This window comes from Streptomyces sp. NPDC088097 (genome assembly GCF_044741845.1).
Classification (GTDB): domain Bacteria; phylum Actinomycetota; class Actinomycetes; order Streptomycetales; family Streptomycetaceae; genus Streptomyces.
Window position 1 is genome coordinate 1 of the sequence record NZ_JBIUTJ010000020.1, and the last position, 18430, is coordinate 18430.

At 73.1% G+C, this 18430-nt stretch carries 14 protein-coding genes and 3 tRNA genes; 11 read left to right on the forward strand and 6 right to left on the reverse strand.

What is annotated here, in order from left to right; genetic code table 11:
* Positions 1–181 precede the first annotated feature (181 nt).
* The 3 genes from ACIOD1_RS32395 (at position 182) to ACIOD1_RS32405 (ending at position 2367) form a co-directional block, all read left to right on the forward strand.
* Entirely contained in the window at positions 182–961 is a 780-nt protein-coding gene (locus ACIOD1_RS32395) for an HAD-IIA family hydrolase (protein ID WP_365628803.1), read from the forward strand.
* Between the two features lie 144 nt (positions 962–1105).
* The gene (locus ACIOD1_RS32400) at positions 1106–1705 is read left to right on the forward strand and encodes a hypothetical protein (protein ID WP_365628806.1); all 600 of its coding nucleotides are present in this window, start codon (positions 1106–1108) and stop codon (positions 1703–1705) included.
* Positions 1702–2367: a class F sortase gene (locus tag ACIOD1_RS32405; protein WP_365628809.1), complete on the forward strand. Its 666-nt coding sequence runs from the start codon at positions 1702–1704 to the stop codon at positions 2365–2367. The genes ACIOD1_RS32400 and ACIOD1_RS32405 overlap by 4 nt, the downstream gene beginning before the upstream one ends.
* Before the next feature lie 79 nt (positions 2368–2446).
* On the opposite strand, the gene ACIOD1_RS32410 is transcribed toward ACIOD1_RS32405, so the two are convergent.
* Positions 2447–2520, reverse strand: a tRNA-Lys gene (locus ACIOD1_RS32410).
* A 251-nt stretch (positions 2521–2771) separates the two neighbouring features.
* On the opposite strand from ACIOD1_RS32410, the gene ACIOD1_RS32415 reads away from it, so the two are divergent.
* The 5 genes from ACIOD1_RS32415 (at position 2772) to ACIOD1_RS32435 (ending at position 9272) form a co-directional block, all read left to right on the forward strand.
* On the forward strand, positions 2772–4088 hold the full coding sequence (locus ACIOD1_RS32415; RefSeq protein WP_401906534.1) for a peptidoglycan-binding protein: 1317 nt from the start codon (positions 2772–2774) through the stop codon (positions 4086–4088).
* Between the two features lie 11 nt (positions 4089–4099).
* Entirely contained in the window at positions 4100–6493 is a 2394-nt protein-coding gene (locus ACIOD1_RS32420) for an SPFH domain-containing protein (RefSeq protein WP_401906437.1), read from the forward strand.
* Between the two features lie 245 nt (positions 6494–6738).
* A complete protein-coding gene (locus ACIOD1_RS32425) occupies positions 6739–7380 on the forward strand; it encodes a lytic polysaccharide monooxygenase (protein WP_365628967.1) in 642 nt (213 codons plus the stop codon).
* Positions 7381–7406: 26 nt separating this feature from the next.
* The gene (locus tag ACIOD1_RS32430) at positions 7407–9116 is read left to right on the forward strand and encodes an AMP-binding protein (RefSeq protein ID WP_401906440.1); all 1710 of its coding nucleotides are present in this window, start codon (positions 7407–7409) and stop codon (positions 9114–9116) included.
* 82 nt (positions 9117–9198) lie between these two features.
* Positions 9199–9272: transfer RNA gene (locus ACIOD1_RS32435), tRNA-Lys, on the forward strand.
* 99 nt (positions 9273–9371) lie between these two features.
* Here ACIOD1_RS32435 and ACIOD1_RS32440 read toward each other — a convergent pair.
* Positions 9372–10130: an IclR family transcriptional regulator C-terminal domain-containing protein gene (locus tag ACIOD1_RS32440; protein ID WP_365628817.1), complete on the reverse strand. Its 759-nt coding sequence runs from the start codon at positions 10128–10130 to the stop codon at positions 9372–9374.
* Between the two features lie 243 nt (positions 10131–10373).
* On the opposite strand from ACIOD1_RS32440, the gene ACIOD1_RS32445 reads away from it, so the two are divergent.
* Together ACIOD1_RS32445 and ACIOD1_RS32450 are read left to right on the forward strand one after the other, a co-directional pair.
* The gene (locus ACIOD1_RS32445; RefSeq protein ID WP_365628820.1) at positions 10374–11513 is read left to right on the forward strand and encodes an LLM class flavin-dependent oxidoreductase; all 1140 of its coding nucleotides are present in this window, start codon (positions 10374–10376) and stop codon (positions 11511–11513) included.
* A 254-nt stretch (positions 11514–11767) separates the two neighbouring features.
* Positions 11768–13474 (forward strand): glycosyl hydrolase family 18 protein, encoded by a 1707-nt coding sequence (locus tag ACIOD1_RS32450; protein WP_365628823.1) that lies wholly within the window; start codon positions 11768–11770, stop codon positions 13472–13474.
* Positions 13475–13573: 99 nt separating this feature from the next.
* Here the strand turns inward: ACIOD1_RS32450 and ACIOD1_RS32455 are convergent, their stop codons facing one another.
* Entirely contained in the window at positions 13574–15430 is a 1857-nt protein-coding gene (locus tag ACIOD1_RS32455) for a putative bifunctional diguanylate cyclase/phosphodiesterase (protein ID WP_401906445.1), read from the reverse strand.
* Between the two features lie 411 nt (positions 15431–15841).
* Between ACIOD1_RS32455 and ACIOD1_RS32460 the strand changes: the two genes are divergently transcribed.
* Positions 15842–17035, forward strand: a complete 1194-nt coding sequence (locus ACIOD1_RS32460) for a M6 family metalloprotease domain-containing protein (protein WP_401906537.1) — start codon at positions 15842–15844, stop codon at positions 17033–17035.
* Positions 17036–17097: 62 nt separating this feature from the next.
* On the opposite strand, the gene ACIOD1_RS32465 is transcribed toward ACIOD1_RS32460, so the two are convergent.
* From ACIOD1_RS32465 to ACIOD1_RS32475, 3 genes are all read right to left on the reverse strand, one after another.
* A tRNA-Lys gene (locus ACIOD1_RS32465) sits at positions 17098–17171 on the reverse strand.
* Entirely contained in the window at positions 17162–17755 is a 594-nt protein-coding gene (locus ACIOD1_RS32470; RefSeq protein WP_365628829.1) for a bifunctional DNA primase/polymerase, read from the reverse strand. The genes ACIOD1_RS32465 and ACIOD1_RS32470 overlap by 10 nt, the downstream gene beginning before the upstream one ends.
* A gap of 200 nt (positions 17756–17955) precedes the next feature.
* Positions 17956–18303, reverse strand: a complete 348-nt coding sequence (locus tag ACIOD1_RS32475) for a hypothetical protein (protein WP_365628832.1) — start codon at positions 18301–18303, stop codon at positions 17956–17958.
* Positions 18304–18430: the final 127 nt, after the last annotated feature.

Genomic DNA, 18430 nt, shown 5'->3' on the forward strand with positions numbered 1-18430 from the left:
CCCCAAAAAAAATCGGGTGACGGCCCGCCCCCCCCTGACCCCGGGGCTGCCCCCGGTTGGGGGCCCCGCCCCCCGGGTGGGCGGGCGTGGACGCGTACCGCGTCCACGGCCCCCGCCGGATAGGGTGGTACAGACCAGAGGCCCCAGAGGTCAGAGGCCCCGCAGAGCGGAGAACAGTCCCGTGGCAGAGCGCAAGCCGATCGATTCCTGGCTGACGGACATGGACGGGGTCCTCATCCACGAGGGCACTCCGATCCCCGGAGCCGACGCCTTCATCAAGCGGCTGCGCGAGTCCGGGAAGCCCTTCCTGGTGCTGACCAACAACTCGATCTACACCCCGCGCGACCTCCAGGCCCGACTCAGCCGGATGGGCCTGGACGTGCCGGTCGAGAACATCTGGACCTCGGCCCTCGCCACCGCCAAGTTCCTCGACGACCAGCGGCCGGGCGGCACGGCGTACGTCATCGGCGAGGCGGGCCTGACCACCGCCCTGCACGACATCGGCTACATCCTCACCGACCACGAGCCCGACTACGTGGTCCTCGGCGAGACCCGCACCTACAGCTTCGAGGCCATGACCAAGGCCGTCCGGCTGATCAACGGCGGTGCCCGCTTCATCTGCACCAACCCCGACGAGACCGGCCCCTCCACCGAGGGCCCGCTGCCGGCCACGGGCGCGGTCGCCGCGCTGATCACCAAGGCGACGGGCAAGCAGCCGTACTTCGCGGGCAAGCCCAACCCGCTGATGATGCGCACCGGCCTCAATGCCATCGGCGCGCACTCCGAGACCAGCGCCATGATCGGCGACCGGATGGACACGGACGTCCTGGCCGGCCTGGAGGCGGGCATGCAGACCTTCCTCGTGCTGACCGGTCTGACCTCGGCGGCGGACACCGAGAAGTTCCCGTACCGCCCGACGAAGACGGTCAACTCGATCGCCGACCTCGTCGACCTGGTCTGAGCGCGCGCCCCGAACGGCCCAGCGGGCGGTTCCCCCACGGGCCCCGCGTTAGCGCGTACGGCTGACACATACGGGCCAAGAGAGCGCCGCTCCGGATGCGGAGCGGCGCGTCGCGCGTGAATCTCCTTGTAGAGGAGGTTCACCATGCGCAGTTCACTGATCGCTCTCCGTGTCGCGGGGGTGGCCGTCGCCCTGACGGCGTCCACCGCTGTGACCGCCCCCGCCGCGCTCGCGAACGAGTGGGACCGCGGCAACGTCTCGGCGGAGCCGAACCCGGCCGAACCAGGGACGCACGTCAAGATCCGCGTCCGCGGCTGCCACGCGGACTGGGCGGTGGCCCACTCGCCCGTCTTCGTGTCGGAGGCCCGCCTGTCCGGCGGCCGCGACGACGGCAAGACCCTGTGGGGCGAAGCCCGGATCGCCTCGCACGCCCAGGGCGGATGGCACGAGATCCGGGTGAAGTGCGGCGACCGCGACGAGGGCCTGCGCGGCTCCATCGAGGTCCGCCCCGACCACCGCCCCGAACCGCACCACTCCCCGGTCTGGCCCGTCCACGCGGGCGGCGGCGGCATGGCCGCCCAGGTCGCGGAGAGCACCCAACTGGCCGCCGCCACCAAGAAGAGCCACACCGGCGACGGTCCCGGACTCCCGCAGACCGTCATCGGCGCGGTCCTCGCGGCCGCGGCCACCCTGGCGGTCGCGGGCCGGGCCCTGACCCTGCGCCGCCGACGCAACGGCGGATGAGCGAGGCGAGGTCCACCCCCGGCGGTCGGATGGCGACCTTCGTCGCCTGGTCGGTGCTGGTGCTCGGCCTGTGGCTGTGGGGCAAGCACATCACCGGCGTCCCCGAGACCGGCGCGCCGTCCGGGCAGGCCGGAACCCCGGTCGGCGCGGGGCTCCCGGCGCCGCGCGCGCCCCTGTCGGCGGCGATGCCCGCACGGATCGACGTACCGTCCATGGGGATCCAGGCGCCGGTGATCGCGCGCGGCCTGGACCGCGACGGCGCGATCGAGCCGCCGCCGTACGAGCTGCCGGGCACGGTCGGCTGGTGGGGCGCGGGCGCCGCGCCCGGAGCGGCCGGGACGGCGCTGATGGTCGGGCACGTGGACACGAAGTCGAAGCCTGCGGTGTTCTTCGGCCTGAGCGCGGTCAAGGCCGGGGAGAAGATCAGCGTGGCCCGGGCGGACGGCACGGTCGCCGAGTTCACGATCGAGGACGTACGCGTCTACGAGCGGGCCGGCTTCGACCCGGGCAAGGCCTACGGCCCCCGGGTCCGGGGACGCGCCGAACTGCGGCTCGTGACCTGCGGCGGCAGCTACGACAAGGCGGCCCGGCAGTACTCGGCCAACGTGGTGGTCTCGGCCTACCTGACGGGCGCGGGATCCCGCCCCGGAGCGGCGGCGTAGAGCGCCCCCGGACACGCGGTACCGGTACGACGAAGAAGCCCCCCGCAGCTTTCGCTGCGGGGGGCTTCTTCGTCGTCTGTGCGCCGCCAGGGACTCGAACCCCGGACCCGCTGATTAAGAGTCAGCTGCTCTAACCAACTGAGCTAGCGGCGCTTGGTGACAGGGAAAACTCTACCCCACCTGCCGAGGTGCTCGTGACGGGCCGCGCCCACGTTGTCCGATTAACCCATGTTTGGGGGGTTTGTCGTGCACGATATGTCTGGGCCGAGCGGTATCTGACGCCTCGACAGACGTGTGCCCGGCCGACCAGTGACGAGCAGGGGAGTGGACGGAACCGCATGACGATGCAGCCCCCGACGCATGTGCAGATGCCTCCGCCCGTGTCCACGAAGGCGTCGACGGCGATGCCCGTGCCGATCTTCGAGGAGTACGAGCCCGCGCGCGACTGCGCGTGCCCGGGGTGTGCGCACCGACGCCGCACCCTCGCGCGCGGGCGGGCCATAACGCTGCGGGACGGCGGGCACCCGGCCGCGCGCGGAGCGCGCCGGGCCCTGGTGCTGGCCACCGCCGCCGGTGTGGTCCTCGGCGCGGGCACCCCGTCCGCGCCGGCCGCGGCCAAGCCGGCGCCCGGCCCCCGAACCGTGGCCTCCGATGACCCCGGCACCCCGCAGGGCGGCCGGTCCCCGCTGCACGGCCGTCCGGCCTCCGGCCCCGTCGGCCGGCCCGGGGCGCCCGCGCTCGCCAAGCGGATCGACCGGACCACGATCATCAACCGGGCCAAGACCTGGTTGGACGCCCGGGTGCCGTACAGCATGTCCGAGTACTGGTCGGACGGTTACCGGCAGGACTGCTCGGGCTACGTCTCCATGGCCTGGAACCTGGGCACGAACGAGTGGACCGGCAGCCTCGACACCTTCGCGACGAAGATCACGAAGGAGGAGCTGCTGCCGGGGGACATGCTGCTCTTCCACAACCCGGCGGACCCCAACAAGGGCTCGCACGTGGTGCTCTTCGGTGGCTGGGCCGACGAGACGCGCACGCACTACGTCGCCTACGAGCAGACCCGCCCGACGACACGGAAGCAGGCCACGCCGTACGGGTACTGGAACAACTCCACCAAGTACGTCCCCTACCGGTTCAACGGGGTGACGGGCGGAGTGCCCGGTGCCCCGGCCCCCGGCCCCCAGCCGGCCCCCTCCGCCTTCCCCGGCGCGGGGAAGTTCGCGGCGGGAGCCGACAACCCCTACGTCGCCGAGCTGGGGAAGATGCTGATCGGGCGCGGGGCCACCCGCTTCTACCCCAAGGGCGCGAGCACGAAGTGGTCCGACGCCGACCGGGCGGCCACCCTCGCCTTCCAGCAGGCGCAGGGCTGGACGGGCGCCGACGCCGACGGCGTCCCCGGCGAGCACACCTGGCGGCTGCTGGTCCAGGGCCAGGGCAAGGACATCCCGCCGCTCGTGGGCCAGGCGGGGCCGGCCGGGAAGCCGGCCTATCCCGGGGCGGTGTACTTCCGTCCGGGGCAGTCCCATCCGGCCGTCGCCGCCCTCGGCCGGCAGTTGCTGAAGAAGGGCTTCGGCACGTACTACACGTCCGGCCCGGGGCCCCGCTGGGGCGAGGCCGACCGCCGCAACGTCGAGGCGTTCCAGCGTGCCCAGGGGTGGCGCGGGGCCTCGGCCGACGGCTTCCCGGGCCCGGAAACCTGGCGCCGGCTGTTCGCATGACGGAGGCAACGATGTACCCCACGCGCACCACATTCACCACGGGCACCTTCCACCTCCGCCCGTCGCCGGCCCGGCCCGAGGTCGCCCCCCGCCCGGCGGACCCGTCCCCGCGGGCCGCTATCGAGCCGTTCGCTTACGCGGAGCAGGCCCCGTACGGGGAGCGGGCCCCGGCGCGGGCCGGCTCCGCCGACGCGCGTCCCGCACCACCGGCCGCCGCCGACCCGGCCGGTAGCGCGTACGGCGCCGACCCGGCCGCTGCCGCTGCCGCGTACGGCGCTGCCCCGGCTTCGACCGCGTACGCCGACGCGCGGTCGGAGCCGGTCGCCGCGTGGGTCGGCGGCCACGCCGAGCCCGCCCCGGCCCTCCTCGTCCGGGCCGAGCCGCACCCCCGGGCCCCGTACGCGGACCCGGCTCCGACCGGGTACGGCCACGGGGAGTCGGAGTTCGCCGCCCGGCCCCGTGCCGCGCACGCGGACCCCGTCCCGGCGTGGGCCGGTCCTGCCGAGCGGCAGCCCGTGACGGTGGCCGCCGAGGCGGTCCCGGCCGGGATCCCGTACGCCGGTGGGCGGTCGGAGCCGGCCGCCCCGTGGCCCGGGAGCGCCGGGCCGGAGACCGGGGCCCGCCCCCGCGCGGCGGAGCCGGTCCCGCACCCGCAGACCGCCGAGCCGGTCGCGGCCCGGTTCGGGTTCGGGGAGTCGGAGTTCGCCGGCCGGCCCCGGACCCCGTACGCCGACCCGCCGGCCGGGCCCGCGCCCGTGCCCGCCGCCGTGGGGGCGCAGGCCCCGGCCGGGTTCGCCGAAGCGTCGGCGGAGCCGCCGGCGCGGGCCGCCGCCGAGCCGGTCCCGGCCGGGTTCGGGTACGCCGGAGCGGACTTCGAGGCCCGCCCCGCGCACACGACCACACCGTCGGACCCGGGCCCGGCGTGGGCCGGTCCCGACGGGCCGGGGTTCGGCGAGCCGACCCCCTCCGGCACGGCGCGCGGCGCGCACCCCGAGCAGGAGCCCCGGATCCCGGTCCCCACCGGGCACGCCGAACCGGAGGTTCCGGCCCAGGCCGCGCCGTACCCCGAGCCCGCCCCCCGCCCCGGGCGGTGGGTCGACGCCGAGGTTCCCGCCGCGCGGGTCCGGGCGGAGCCCGAGCCGGCCGTCCACCCCCGCCAGGACGGCCCCTGGCCCGCACCGCCCGCCCCACCTGCCGCCGCGATCGCCGCCTCCGGAATCCCCGGCCCCGGCGTCGCCGACCTCGTCGCGCGGGCCGTGACCCGGGGCATGCGGGACACCGCCCAGGAGGACGACACCCAGGACATCCCGCTGCTCGCGCCCCCGCTCCGGGGCGCGGCCGTCACCGAGGTCCCGGTGCACCTCCCCTTCCTGGGCCGGCCCGAGCACCGGCCGGAGCCCCGTATCGAACCCCGGCCGGAGCCCCGACCGCACCCGGCGCCCCGCACGGACGCGCCGATCCGCACCGCCCCCCGCCCGAAGGCCCCCGCCGGGCGCCGCGTTCCCCAGGGTGACGACCGGCTCCGCGAGCACTGCGGCCCGGTGCTGCCCGGCTGGGTCGCCGTGGCCGTCGGCGGACTCGCCCTGGCCGGCTGCGCGACCGTGCTCTGGCGGGCCGGCGTCGTGCCGCCGGTCGTGGTCGAGGCCTTCGGGGTGCCGCCCCGGCCCTACCAGGGGCTCCGCGCCGGCCACTGGCCCCCGCTCGCCTTCCTGGGGATCGTCGCGCTCCTCGCGCTCGGCGGCCTCGGCCGGGCGCGGGCCGGCCACGCCTGGGTGCTCACCCTCTTCGGCCGCTACCGCGGCACGGTCCGTCGTACGGGCCTGACCTGGGTCAGCCCGCTCCTGCTGCGCCGGCGGGTCGACGTACGCCTGCGCCATTGGCGCAGCGAGCCCATGGCGGCCGTGGACTCCGGCGGGCTCGCCCTCCGGGTGGTCGTCCAGGTGGTCTGGCAGGTCAAGGACACGGCCCGGGCGACCCTCGCCGTCGAGGACCACGTCGAGTACCTCGCCGAGCAGGTGGAGTCGGCGATGGCGCGGGTGCTGTCCCAGCTCCCCGCCGACGCCTTCCACGAGGACGCCCCGACCCTGCGCGACGCCGAGGCCGTCGGCGACGCCCTGACCCGGATGCTCGCGGCCGAGACGGAGGCCGTCGGCGTGGAGGTGTTCTCGGCCCAGCCCATCAGGATCGAGTACGCCCCCGAGGTGGCCGAGGCCATGCGCCGCCGCCGGGTCGCCGCGATCGACGCCAGGCACCGGGACACCGTCCTGACCTCGGTGGTCGACGCGGTGGACGACACCGTGCACCGCCTGACCTCGCGCGGGATCGTCGAGCTCGACGACTACGAGCGCAAGGCCCTGGTGAAGGACCTCACCGTCGCCTTCTACACGGGGCGCGGGGAGCAGTAGGCGGGTAGACGGGGGACGCAGGGGACGCGGGGGGATCCGCGACGGCGGAGAACGGGTGGCCGGGAACGACCGGACCACCCGTTCTTCCGTTGGTATGGACACGGCCAACTCCCGTCAATACTGTGGGACTTGGTCTAGACCTGAAGATCCTCGCCGGCGCCCTCCCCACGGGTGCCTCCCGACGCGCGCGCACGAACCCGTCAGGTTCCCCCCACGTCCCAAGGAGCACCATGCGTTCCTTCCGCATGCCCACCCGCCCCGCCGGCCCCGACCGTCCCGCTCGGGGCGTACGCCCCGGCAGAGCCGCCGCCGCCGCGCTCGGCCTCGGCGGTCTCCTCGCCGGCGTCGCCCTCCTCGGGGCGCCCTCCGCGAGCGGTCACGGCTACACCGACACCCCCATCAGCCGCCAGAAGCTCTGCGCCAACAAGACCGTCTCGGACTGCGGGCCCATCCAGTGGGAGCCCCAGAGCGTCGAGGGGCTCAAGGGCTTCCCCGCGGCCGGACCCGCCGACGGGCAGATATGTGCCGGCGGCCACAGCGAGTTCGCCCAGCTCGACGCCCCCCGCGGGGGCGCCTGGCCCGCGACCCGGGTGACCTCCGGCCAGAGCTACGACTTCCGCTGGCAGTTCACCGCGAACCACTCCACGACCGACTTCAAGTACTACGTCACCAAGACGGGCTGGGACCCCACCAAGCCCCTCACCCGCGCCTCGCTCGACCCCCAGCCCTTCCTCGTCGTCCCCTACAACGGCGGTCGCCCGGACATGACCACCATCCACCGCGGCACCATGCCCAGCGGCAAGACGGGCCGGCACATGATCCTCGCGGTCTGGACGGTCAACGACACCCCGATGGCCTTCTACTCCTGCTCCGACGTTCAGTTCTGACGTAACGTCAGCTAACCTCCGGCGGCATGCGGACGACGACAGCGCGCGATGCCGAATCCGATGCCGGCGCACCCCGGACCGTCGCGGAACTCATCGCGCGCCAATGGGGCGACCACCGGCCGGGGCTGAAGTACGGGGCCGAGGCCGCCGGGGTCACCGTGCTCAGTCGGCACCGGACCGCCCGGGAGGCCGCGGCCCGCGCCGCGCTCCTCGTGGACCTGCTGCCGCCGGGGGCGCAGCCGCATGTGGGGGTGTTGCTCGACAACACCCCCGAGTTCCCCTTCTGGCTCGGCGCGGCGGCCCTGGCCGGGGCCGCCGTCGCCGGGATCAACCCCACGCGGCGCGGCCCCGAGCTGGCCCGCGACATCCTGCACACCGACTGCCGGATCCTGGTCACCGAGCCCGCCCACCTCCCGCTGCTGCGCGGCCTCGATCTGCCCGGCGTACGGATCCTGGTCACGGGGACCGAGAAGTACGAGGCCCTCCTCGCCCCCTACGCGGGCGCCAAGCCCGGCGAGGCGAGCGTCACCCCGCCCGGACCCGACAGCCGGCTCCTCCTCTACTTCACCTCCGGCTCCACCGGTGCGCCCAAGGCCGCGATCTGCACCCAGGGCCGGCTCGCCGCCGCGGGTCACTCCCTGGCCCGGAGCTTCTCCGTCACCCCGGACGACGTGCACTACGTCTGCATGCCGCTCTTCCACGGCAACGCCGTCATCGCCGACTGGCTGCCCGCCCTGTGCGGCGCCGCCGCGGTCGCCCTGCGCCCCCGCTTCTCGGCCTCCGCGTTCCTGGACGACGTACGGGACTACGGGGCGACGTACTTCACCTACGTCGGCCGGGCCGTCCAGTACCTCCTCGCCACCGAGCCCCGCCCCGACGACCGGGACCACCCGCTGCGCCTCGGCTTCGGCACCGAGGCCGGGGCCGTGGACGCGGCCCGCTTCGCCGAGCGGTTCGGGGTCCGGCTCGTGGAGGGCTACGGGGCCACCGAGGGCGGCGCCTCCGTCCAGCGCACCCCCGACACACCGCCGGGCGCCCTCGGCCGGGCCGGGGCCGGCGACGACCTCGCCGTGATCGATGCGGAGACCGGCCGCGTCTGCCCCCCGGCCCTCCTCGACGCCGAGGGCCGGCTGACCAACGGGGACGAGGCCATCGGCGAGCTGGTCAACCGCGGCCGCAGCCTCTTCGAGGGCTACTGGCGCAACCCGGAGGCCGAGGCCGCCCGCACCCGCGACGGCTGGTACTGGACCGGGGACCTCTTCTTCCGCGATCCGGACGGCTTCCTCTACTTCGCGGGCCGCACCGACGACCGGCTGAGGGTCGACAGCGAGAACCTGGCCGCCGCCGTGATCGAGAACGTCCTGGCCCGCTGGGACGCGGCGGCGGCCGTCGCCGTGTACGCCGTCCCGGACGAGGTCGCCGGGGACCAGGTGATGGCCGCCCTGGCCCTGCGCGAGGGGGCCGACTTCGATCCGGAGGCCTTCGCCGCCTTCCTCGCCGCGCAGCCGGACCTCGGCACGAAGATGGCCCCGCGCTACGTCCGGATCCTGCGCGCCATGCCCGTCACCGCCACGAACAAGGTCCACCGGGTCGCACTGCGCCGGGCCGGCTTCCGGTGCCCGGATCCGGTCTGGCTGCGGACCGGTACGGAGTACCGCCCGCTGGACGCACCCACCCTGGACGCGCTGCTGGCGGCGTACGAGACCCAGGGCCGCCGGGACCTCCTGGACCGCTGAGGGGATCGACGCCCCCGGCGCCGGGACCGGGGGGTATCGGTTTTGAGCACCCCCGGGGACCAGGTAGTATTTTTTCTGTGAGGCGCCGCTAGCTCAGTTGGTTAGAGCAGCTGACTCTTAATCAGCGGGTCCGGGGTTCGAGTCCCTGGCGGCGCACCTCTACTTCGGGCGGTTTCCGGTTCACCGGGAACCGCCCGAAGTGTTTTCCCCCTGTCGCGCCCCGCCTCGCGCCCCCATCGCGCACCCTTCGCGCGATCAGAGGGTGAGCGACAGCAGCAGCGGCGCGGCCTTCCGGTTCAGCGCGTCGGCCGCGGCCCGCAGTCGGTGGGCGTGCTCGACCGGCATCGACAGGGCCAGGCAACCGACGGCGGCGCCCGCGGTGATCGGTACGGCCGCGCAGACCGTGCCCACCGCGTACTCCTGGAGGTCCAGCATGGGCACGGTGGCCGGCTGGCTGTCGAGCTTGGAGAAGAGGATCCGCTCGTTCACGATCGTCTTCGACGTGAGACGGGCGATCTTGTGCCGGGACAGGTGGTCACGGCGGCCGTTCTGGTCGAGCTGGGTCAGCAGGCACTTGCCGACCGCGCTGGCGTGCGCCGCCGAGCGGAAGTCGACCCACTCGTGCACCTTGGGGGTGCGCGGACTGTCCGCGAACTGCGTGATGCGGACCTCGCCGTCCACGTACCGGCTGATGTAGACGGCCGCGCCCACGGAGTCGCGGAGCCGGTCCAGGGTGTCCTGGAGCTTCTCCTGAAGGGCCTGCTGGCGGTCGACGCCGGAGCCGAGCAGGACGAGGGAATCCCCTATGGCGTAGGCGCCGTCGGAGACCTGGAGGACGTAGCCCTCCCGGCGGAGCATGAGCAGCATCGGTGTGAGATGGGCCGCGGGCAGGCCGGTCTCACGCGCGATCTGCACGTCGGTCACACCACCGGTGTGCCGCGAGATCGTTTCGAGTACGCGCAGGGCGTACTGCACCGAGTGGAACGGCGCGGTCGGCTCGGGCTTCAGCGCCACGGTCTCCCCCTACCAGGTTGTTACCGCTTGCTCTACCACGATAGCCATCAAGAGGCCCACGTGGAGCGTCTGTTGAGGAGATTGATGGCTTAATCATGTCCCTCTGCCTGTATCTACTCTCCTGGCATATGCCGCAGGCATGACCTCATCCGGTCTGCCGGGAATGCCCCGGGGCCCGCGACGGTTCGAATTCTTCGTACGAACACGAACGAGGCGAACGAGCCGACTGGGACGGGAGCGACGATGAGCGACACCGCAGAGGCGGGCGGGCACACGGGCGGACGGACGGGCGAGGGGATGGACGCGGCCGATCCGATCCGGGGCACGATCCGGGGCGGGGCGCCCGTGCCGCTGTCGGTGCTCGACCTGGTCACCGTCGGCAGCGGCAGTACGGCCCACGCCTCCCTGCGCACCAGCGTCGACCTCTCCCGCCTGGCCGAATCCCGTGGGTTTCACCGCCACTGGGTCGCGGAACACCACTCCATGCCCGGGGTCGCCAGCTCCTCCCCGGCCGTGATCCTGGCCCACCTCGCCGCCCACACCTCCCGGATCCGGCTCGGCTCCGGCGGGGTCATGCTGCCCAACCACGCCCCGCTGGCCGTCGCCGAGCAGTTCGGCACCCTGGAGGCCCTCGCCCCCGGCCGCGTCGACCTCGGCCTCGGCCGCGCCCCCGGCACCGACCAGCGCACGGCGGCCGCGCTGCGCGGGACCGGGCGGCTGGACGAGTCCGCCGACGGCTTCCCCCGCCAGCTCATGGAGCTGACCCGCTTCCTCGACGACGAGTTCCCCGACGGCCACCCCTACGCCCGGGTGCACGCCGTGCCCGGCCCCGTGCAGGGGCCGGCCGGGCGACCCCCGATCTGGCTGCTCGGCTCCTCCGGCTTCAGCGCCCAGCTCGCCGGCGAGCTGGGCCTGCCCTTCGCGTACGCCCACCACTTCTCCGCCGCCGGCACCCTGCCCGCCCTCGACCTCTACCGCCAGAGCTTCCGGCCCTCCGCCGTCCTGGACGCCCCGTACGCCCTCATCGGCGTCTCGGCGCTGGCCGCCGACACGCAGGAGGAGGCCCGTGCCCAGGTGCTCACCGGTGCGCTGTCGATGCTCCGGCTGCGCAGCGGCCGGCCCGGACTCGTCCCGACGCCTCAGGAGGCGGCCGCGTACGACTTCTCCGCGCCGGAGCGGGAGTTCGTGGACGGCTGGCTCGCCAACATCGCCCACGGCACCCCCGACGAGGTCCGCTCGGGGCTCGACGCCCTCGTGAAGCGGACCGGCGCCGACGAGCTGATGCTGACCGCCAACGCCCACGGCGGCGAGGCCCGGTTGCGCTCCTATGCGCTCATCGCAGATGCGTACGGGATGCCGACGCAGGGCGCGGAAGCGGCCTGAGGGCGCAAGAACGGGGTTTGGCTGGTTTGTTGCCTAAACCTTGCCGGAGCATGACCTAAGGGAGCCTTAAACCGCTCGTCACCCGGGGTGGCGGGCGGTTTTCCATGTCCGCCCACCGCTCTGACGAGCACATTTGTCCGCGCAGTGGTCTAGTCCTTCTTTGGTCCAAACCATTGACTGCGGGCCCGGGTGATCGCTATCACTTCTCTCACCTGAAGCTGATGCTCCCCCCTCCCACCCCCCGGAGGCAGTTCATGCACATCCGTAAACCCCTCATCGCGGCCGCCGCCACGGCCGCGCTTGCAGCCGGAGCGCTGGCCGGCTTCGCGGGGCTCGGCACCGCCCAGGCGGCCGACACCTCCACCAACGTCAGCAGCGGCGGCGTGAAGATCGCCTACTACGACCAGTGGAGCGTGTACGGCAGCGCGTTCTACCCCAAGCACCTCGACACGCGGGGCATAGCGGGGAAGCTGGACGTGCTGAACTACTCGTTCGGCAACATCCACCCCACCAACCTCACCTGTTTCGAGGCCAACAAGGCGGCGGGTGACGACAACAACCCCAACGCCGGTGACGGCGCGGGCGACTCGTACGCCGACTACCAGAAGTCCTTCGGCGCGGCCGACAGCGTCAGCGGGGTCGCCGACAAGTGGGACCAGCCGATCGTCGGCGTCTTCAACCAGTTCAAGCAGTTGAAGGCCAAGTACCCCCACCTGAAGATCAACCTTTCGCTCGGTGGCTGGACGTACTCGAAGTACTTCAGCGACGCGGCGAAGACCGACGCCTCCCGCAAGAAGCTGGTCTCCTCCTGCATCGACCAGTACATCAAGGGCAACCTGCCGGTCGAGGGCGGCTACGGCGGCCAGGGCGCGGCGGCCGGCATCTTCGACGGCATCGACATCGACTGGGAGTACCCGGGCTCGTCGGGCGGCCACCTCGGCAACCACTACGCCCCCGAGGACAAGCAGAACTTCACGCTCCTGCTCAAGGAGTTCCGCGAGCAGCTCGACGCCTACGGCCAGGCCAACGGCGGCAAGAAGTACCTGCTGACCTCGGCCCTCCCGGCCGGCCAGGACAAGATCAAGTACATCGAGACGGACAAGATCGGCGCGTACCTCGACTACGCGAACATCATGACGTACGACATGCACGGCGCCTGGGACAGCGACGGCCCGACGTACCACCAGTCCCCGCTGTACTCCCCGGCCGGTGACCCGACCGACCCGATCGCCCCGGGCACGCAGAAGTACAGCATCGACAACGCCATCGACTCCTGGATCGACGGCAACCCGGCCTACGGGATCACCGGCGGCTTCCCCGCCAACAAGCTGACCCTGGGCTACGAGTTCTACTACCGCGGCTGGAAGGGCGTCCCCGCCGGGGCGAACAACGGCCTCGCGCAGAGCGCCACCGGTGCCTCCGGCGCCCGGCCCACCAGCCAGCAGGCCGGCATCGCCAACTACAAGGAACTCGGCGGGATCGTCGACAACCCGGCGAGCACCTTCTGGGACGACCAGGCCAAGGCCTCGTACTTCTACAAGGACGGCGAGTTCTTCACCGGCCTGAACCAGAAGTCCATCCAGGCCCGGGTCGACTACGGCAAGCAGCGCGGCCTGGCCGGCGCGATGATGTACTCCCTGCTCGGCCTGGACAACAACACCACGCTGCTCAACCAGATCTCGGACGCCCTGGGCGGCGGCACGCAGCCGCCGACCACCCCGCCGACGACGCCTCCCACCACGCCTCCGACCACCCCGCCCACGACCCCTCCGACCACGCCTCCGACGACGCCGCCCACCGGCTGCGGTTCCGTCCCGGCCTACGTCGCGGGAACCGTCTACAACGGCGGCAACCAGGTCGCGCACAACGGGCACAAGTGGCAGGCCCAGTGGTGGACTCAGAACGAGACGCCGGGCACCACGGGTCAATGGGGTGTCTGGAAGGACCTCGGCGCCTGCTGATCTCCCCCCACCCCGCGCCGAGCGCCGACCGCCCTGCCCCCGTCCGGGGGCAGGGCGGTTCCGGTTCTCCCCGGCGGCGGGGCCCCGGGGCGCGGTGTCTCAGGCCGAGCCGGCCCCGGACGTCGGCGCCCCGGCGGCGAACCGGGCCCCGTTGGCGGGGGCGATCATCTTGGCGATCTGGTCGGGCGGCACCGCGCGGGAGTAGAGCCAGCCCTGACCCGTGTCACAGCCCACGCGCCGCAGCCGCGCGGCCTGACCCGCCGTCTCCACGCACTCGGCGGTCACCGTGAGGCCCAGCCGGTGCGCGAGCTGGACCAGGGCCTCGACGATCGTCTCGTCGGCCGGGTTGGGGTGCGCGCCCTCCTCGTAGCGGAAGCCGCGCACGAAGGAACCGTCGAGCTTGAGCACGGACACCGGGAGCCGGCTCAGGTAGGCCAGGTTCGAGTAGCCGGTGCCGAAGTCGTCGATCGCGATCCGCACGCCCATGTCGCTGAGGGCCTGGAGGGCCTGGAGGGGACGCCCGGCCGAGCCCATCACCGCCGACTCCGTCAGCTCCAACTGGAGCAGCTGCGGGGCGAGTCCGGTCTCGGCGAGGATCTCCGCGACGTCGCCCACCAGGTCGGAGTCCCAGACCTGGCGCACGGCCACGTTCACCGAGACGAAGACGGGCGAGTCGCTGGGCTGCTCGATCTGCCAGCGCCGCGCCTGCCGGCAGGCGGTCCGCAGTACCCACTGCCCCAACTGGACGATGGAGCCGTCCTCTTCGGCGATGCCGATGAACCGATTCGGCGTGAGCGTGCCGAACTGCGGGTGGTTCCAGCGGACCAGGGCCTCGACCCCGCGCACGGTGCCGCTCTCCAGATCGACCAACGGCTGGTACTCCAGCGCGAACTCCTCGCGCTCGACCGCCGGGCGCAGGGTGGAGGAGAGGGCCTGGCGCGTCATCCGGTGCGCGTTGCGCTCGGGGTCGAAGAGGGTCCAGCGGGCCTTCCCGTCGGCCTTGGCCCAGTACAGGGTGGTGTCGGCGGCCTGCATCAGCCCGGTCGCCGAGGTTCCGGCCGCGGCCCGCTCGACCACGCCGATGGAGGCGGAGACCGACAGCCGCTGCCCGGCCAGGTCGAAGGGTTCCTGTACGGCGCTCAGCACGTCGCGCGCGAGGTCCGCGAGCTGATCGGTGCCGGTGGAGTCCTCGACCAGCAGGGCGAACTCGTCGCCGCCGAGCCGGGCGACCAGGTGGCCGCCCGAACGCCCGTAGCCGGACCGGTCGGCGCACTGGGTGAGGCGGGCGCCGACGGCGGTCAACAGTCGGTCCCCGACCCGGTGGCCGAGGGTGTCGTTGACCGCCTTGAAGCCGTCGAGATCGAGGTAGCAGAGCCCGATCCGGCCCGTCCCGCCGCCCGTCCCGTACGAGGAGGCCTCCAGCGCGGCGGAGAGCCGCTCGAAGAACAGTGCACGGTTGGGCAGTCGGGTCACGGGGTCGTGCATCTGGAGGTGGCGCAGCCGCGCCTGGAGGTCGCGCCGGTCGCTGATGTCGGCGACCGACAGCAGGACGTCGCCGGTGCCGGGGACGGGTCCGAGGGTGACCTCGGTCCACAGCGAGTGTCCGTCGGGGTGCTTGAGGCGGCGGGTGCAGCGCAGCCGGGCCTGCCGTCCGCGCAGCACCTCCTGGTACGCCTGCCAGGTGCGGGCCTCGGCGGCCAGGTCGACCAGGTCGGCGGCGCACTGGCCGACGAGCCGGTGCGGCTCGGTGCCCAGGAGGCCGGAGAAGGCCCGGTTGGCGACGACGACCGAGCCCTCGCGGTCGACGACCGCCATCGCGAGGTGGGCCGCGTCGAAGGCGGCCCGATAGTCGCGCGCCGACATGCCGGGCACGTCCGGCACTGCCGGGTGACGCTCCGTAAGGGCCGATCGGGTGCTGTCGGCCGCCGAACCGGTTCCCTCTGAGGTTGCGCTCACCGTTGGCTCCCGCAGTGCTCGTAAGTGTCCGTGCAGGAAAGTGTGCCGATCATAGAGGCTGCCGGGAGGCCCTATCCAGCGGCGTCGCCGTGCGGGACCGGCTTCGTCGGCATGATGACGGTCCGTCGGCACGGTACTGACGGTGTGTCGCCTCCGGGCCGGGTGATCGTTTCTGCGCGTCTGTGAGCGACTCGGGGGCGGGGCTGATCTCACGTGATCAGTCGTGACGTTCTGTAGGTGGAGCCGTGAAGTCAGGGGGTCACCGGGTTGCCGTATTGCTCACTCGTGTGGGGCAGCGGAACAGGGCATTAGTAAGACAATCGACAGAAGGTGGTGCGAGACGGGACGAATCCACCACCGGAGGTCGATGTGCCGCCACAGGAGACACCCGGGGGAGTGGACCGCTCGCGCATGCGCAGCGCGGCGGCCGTGCTCACCTCCATGACGGCGCTCGCCGCCATGTCGCTCGTCGCGGGGCCGGCGGTGGCCGAGTCCCGGGGCGGGCCGTGCGCGTTGACCCGTACGGGGGCGCACCACTCCCTGGGTCTCGACACCTGGAACCGGGCCTACCCCAAGCCCGAGCGCACCCTCAGGGCCGTCATGGTCTTCCTGTCCTTCCCCGACCACGCGCCGGCCGTCACCCCCGACGAGCTGGCGGCCGACTACTTCCCGACGACCAGCGAGTTCTTCGAGCGGGCCTCCTACGGGCGCTTCCACCTGGTCCCCTACCCGCAGAAGACGTGGGTCCGGATGCCCCACCCGTCGGTGCGGTACGGGATACGGCGCGACTGGGCCCCGGAGAACCGGGCGGCCTACCTGCGCGACGCGGTGGCCGCCGCCGACCCCGGGGTGGACTTCTCCGCGTACGACGTCGTCTACTTCGTCGCCGACCCGAACGCCCCCGGCGTGGACTCCGACGCCACCAAGGTGGTGAACTTCGAGCGCCCGCTGCGGGCCGACGGCACGGACCTGCGCAGGATCGTCACCGTCTTCGAGAAGCACCCGCCGGACCGCAACGTCCTCGCCCACGAGACCGGGCACGTCTTCGACCTGCCCGACCTCTACCACCGGCCGACGGACGGCAAGGGCGACTGGGACACGTACGTGGGCGACTGGGACGTCATGGGCAGCCAGTTCGGGATGGCCCCCGACCTGTTCGCCTGGCAGAAGTGGAAGCTGGGCTGGCTGGACCGGGCCCAGGTGGACTGCGTACGGTCCGGCACCTCCCTGCACACCCTCCAGCCGCTCTCGCAGACCCCGAAGCCCGGCGGGACCGGCGGGACCCGGCTCGCGGTGATCCGTACGGGGCAGGGCAGCGCCATCGCCGTCGAGGCCCGGGGCTCCGTCGGGAACGACGGGGACACCTGTAGCGAGGGGGTCCTCGTCTACCGGGTCCGCAACGAGGCGTCCTCGGGCGGCGGTCCGATCGAGGTGCTGGACGGGCACCCGCGGTCGGAGGCCTGCTGGGATCGCTCGGTGTACCCGGCGCTGGCGGACGCGCCCCTGGAGGTGGGGGAAACGTTCACGGTGCCGGGCGAGCGCATCACCATCGAGGTGGCGGACCGCACCCAGTCGGGGGCCTACACGGTCAAGATCACGACCTGACGGACCGGGGCCCGGGTACGAAGAAGGCCCCCACTCGATGAGTGGGGGCCTTCGACCGTCTGTGCGCCGCCAGGGACTCGAACCCCGGACCCGCTGATTAAGAGTCAGCTGCTCTAACCAACTGAGCTAGCGGCGCTTGCCGACGTGGAAGACATTAGCATCCGATTCGGCCGGAGGAAAAATCGATACCGGACCACGGGCGGCGTGCAGGAACGCCCAGAGCAGGGCGTCCGGCCCGGGGAGCCACGGCAGCCGGGTGTCGGGGGCCACCAGCCACCGGGACGGACCGGGCCCGCCGGTCAGCGGGGGCACGGTGACGGCGTCGCCGTGGCCGTGGCACAGCGGGGCGGGGGTGGTCGTGCCCCACTCCTCCCAGGCCAGCAGGGCCGGGAGTCGCTGGGCGGTGCCGGGGGTCGCGAAGAGCAGCATCCGGCCGCGGTGCACGGCGGCCGGGCCGGAGCCGGGTCCCCGTTCCCAGAGCAGGTCGAGCATCCGGCGGCCGAGCACCAGGGGGACGTTGACGACGTCGAAGGCGGTTCCGCAGGGCAGCGCCGCGGGCGCGGCGGGGCGCTCCCGCCAGGCGGCGAGGGCGCGGTCCGGGTGGGCGCAGGCGGAGGTGAGCCAGGCGGAGCCCTGGGGGGTGACGTGGGTGGCGGGCGCGGTGCGCGCGTCGATGCCGTCGAGAGCGGGGCAGCGGGTGGCCGTCGTCAGGGTCGTCATATGCCAAGGTCTACCCGGCGTAGTGCGGTGGTTCCCGGGAGTTACCGAAAACCGGGACAGGGTGGGTGGTCCTGGGGTATGTTGCGCCGCGCATATGCCAGAGGGGTCCACCGGAACCCGTGCCCCGGCGGAGCACCCGGTGGTTTCCGAAGGGTCGGTCGGCCGGGTCGGCCGGGTCGACCCTTCGGTCCGTGCGCGGGTCAGTCGGTTTCGGGGGCGGTACCGCTCTGGAGGTCCTCGCCGAACTCGATCATCTTGCGGGCGTAGTCCTCGGTCCACTCGGCGATCGAGGCGATGGCCTCCGGCGCGAGCCGGTCGAACCGCCGGGGGTCGGCCAGCTGGGCCGCGGCGAGTGCCTGGAACTCCACCGCTCTGTCCTGCGCGGCCCGGAAGGCGAGCGTCAGCTCGGTGGCGCGGGCGAGCAGCTCGCGGGGGTCCTCGATGGACTCCAGGTCGAAGAAGTGCTCCGGGTCCGTGGCGGCCGCCGAGGGTTCGAAGAGCAACGGCGCGGGCCGCAGCCTCCGCTCGGTCCGCTCGGGCTCTGCCATGCGTGTCCTCCTGCTGCGCTGTGATTCCTCCGGGCCGCGTCGTCCGGGCCACCCTCCATTGTCCAGCGTCGCGCAAGGGTGCCGGGAGTCCGGCGGCGGCGGGCGCCCCGCCGACGCTTACGGTCGC

Bases quoted from the DNA above. Each gene is read 5' to 3' on its own strand.
- ACIOD1_RS32400 (WP_365628806.1), top strand. From the start codon at position 1,106: ATGCGCAGTTCACTGATCGCTCTCCGTGTCGCGGGGGTGGCCGTCGCC.
- ACIOD1_RS32405 (WP_365628809.1), top strand. From the start codon at position 1,702: ATGAGCGAGGCGAGGTCCACCCCCGGCGGTCGGATGGCGACCTTCGTC.
- ACIOD1_RS32415 (WP_401906534.1), top strand. From the start codon at position 2,772: ATGCCCGTGCCGATCTTCGAGGAGTACGAGCCCGCGCGCGACTGCGCG.
- ACIOD1_RS32420 (WP_401906437.1), top strand. From the start codon at position 4,100: ATGTACCCCACGCGCACCACATTCACCACGGGCACCTTCCACCTCCGC.
- ACIOD1_RS32425 (WP_365628967.1), top strand. From the start codon at position 6,739: ATGCCCACCCGCCCCGCCGGCCCCGACCGTCCCGCTCGGGGCGTACGC.
- ACIOD1_RS32430 (WP_401906440.1), top strand. From the start codon at position 7,407: ATGCGGACGACGACAGCGCGCGATGCCGAATCCGATGCCGGCGCACCC.
- ACIOD1_RS32445 (WP_365628820.1), top strand. From the start codon at position 10,374: ATGAGCGACACCGCAGAGGCGGGCGGGCACACGGGCGGACGGACGGGC.
- ACIOD1_RS32450 (WP_365628823.1), top strand. From the start codon at position 11,768: ATGCACATCCGTAAACCCCTCATCGCGGCCGCCGCCACGGCCGCGCTT.
- ACIOD1_RS32460 (WP_401906537.1), top strand. From the start codon at position 15,842: ATGCGCAGCGCGGCGGCCGTGCTCACCTCCATGACGGCGCTCGCCGCC.
- ACIOD1_RS32470 (WP_365628829.1), bottom strand. From the start codon at position 17,755: ATGACGACCCTGACGACGGCCACCCGCTGCCCCGCTCTCGACGGCATC.
- ACIOD1_RS32475 (WP_365628832.1), bottom strand. From the start codon at position 18,303: ATGGCAGAGCCCGAGCGGACCGAGCGGAGGCTGCGGCCCGCGCCGTTG.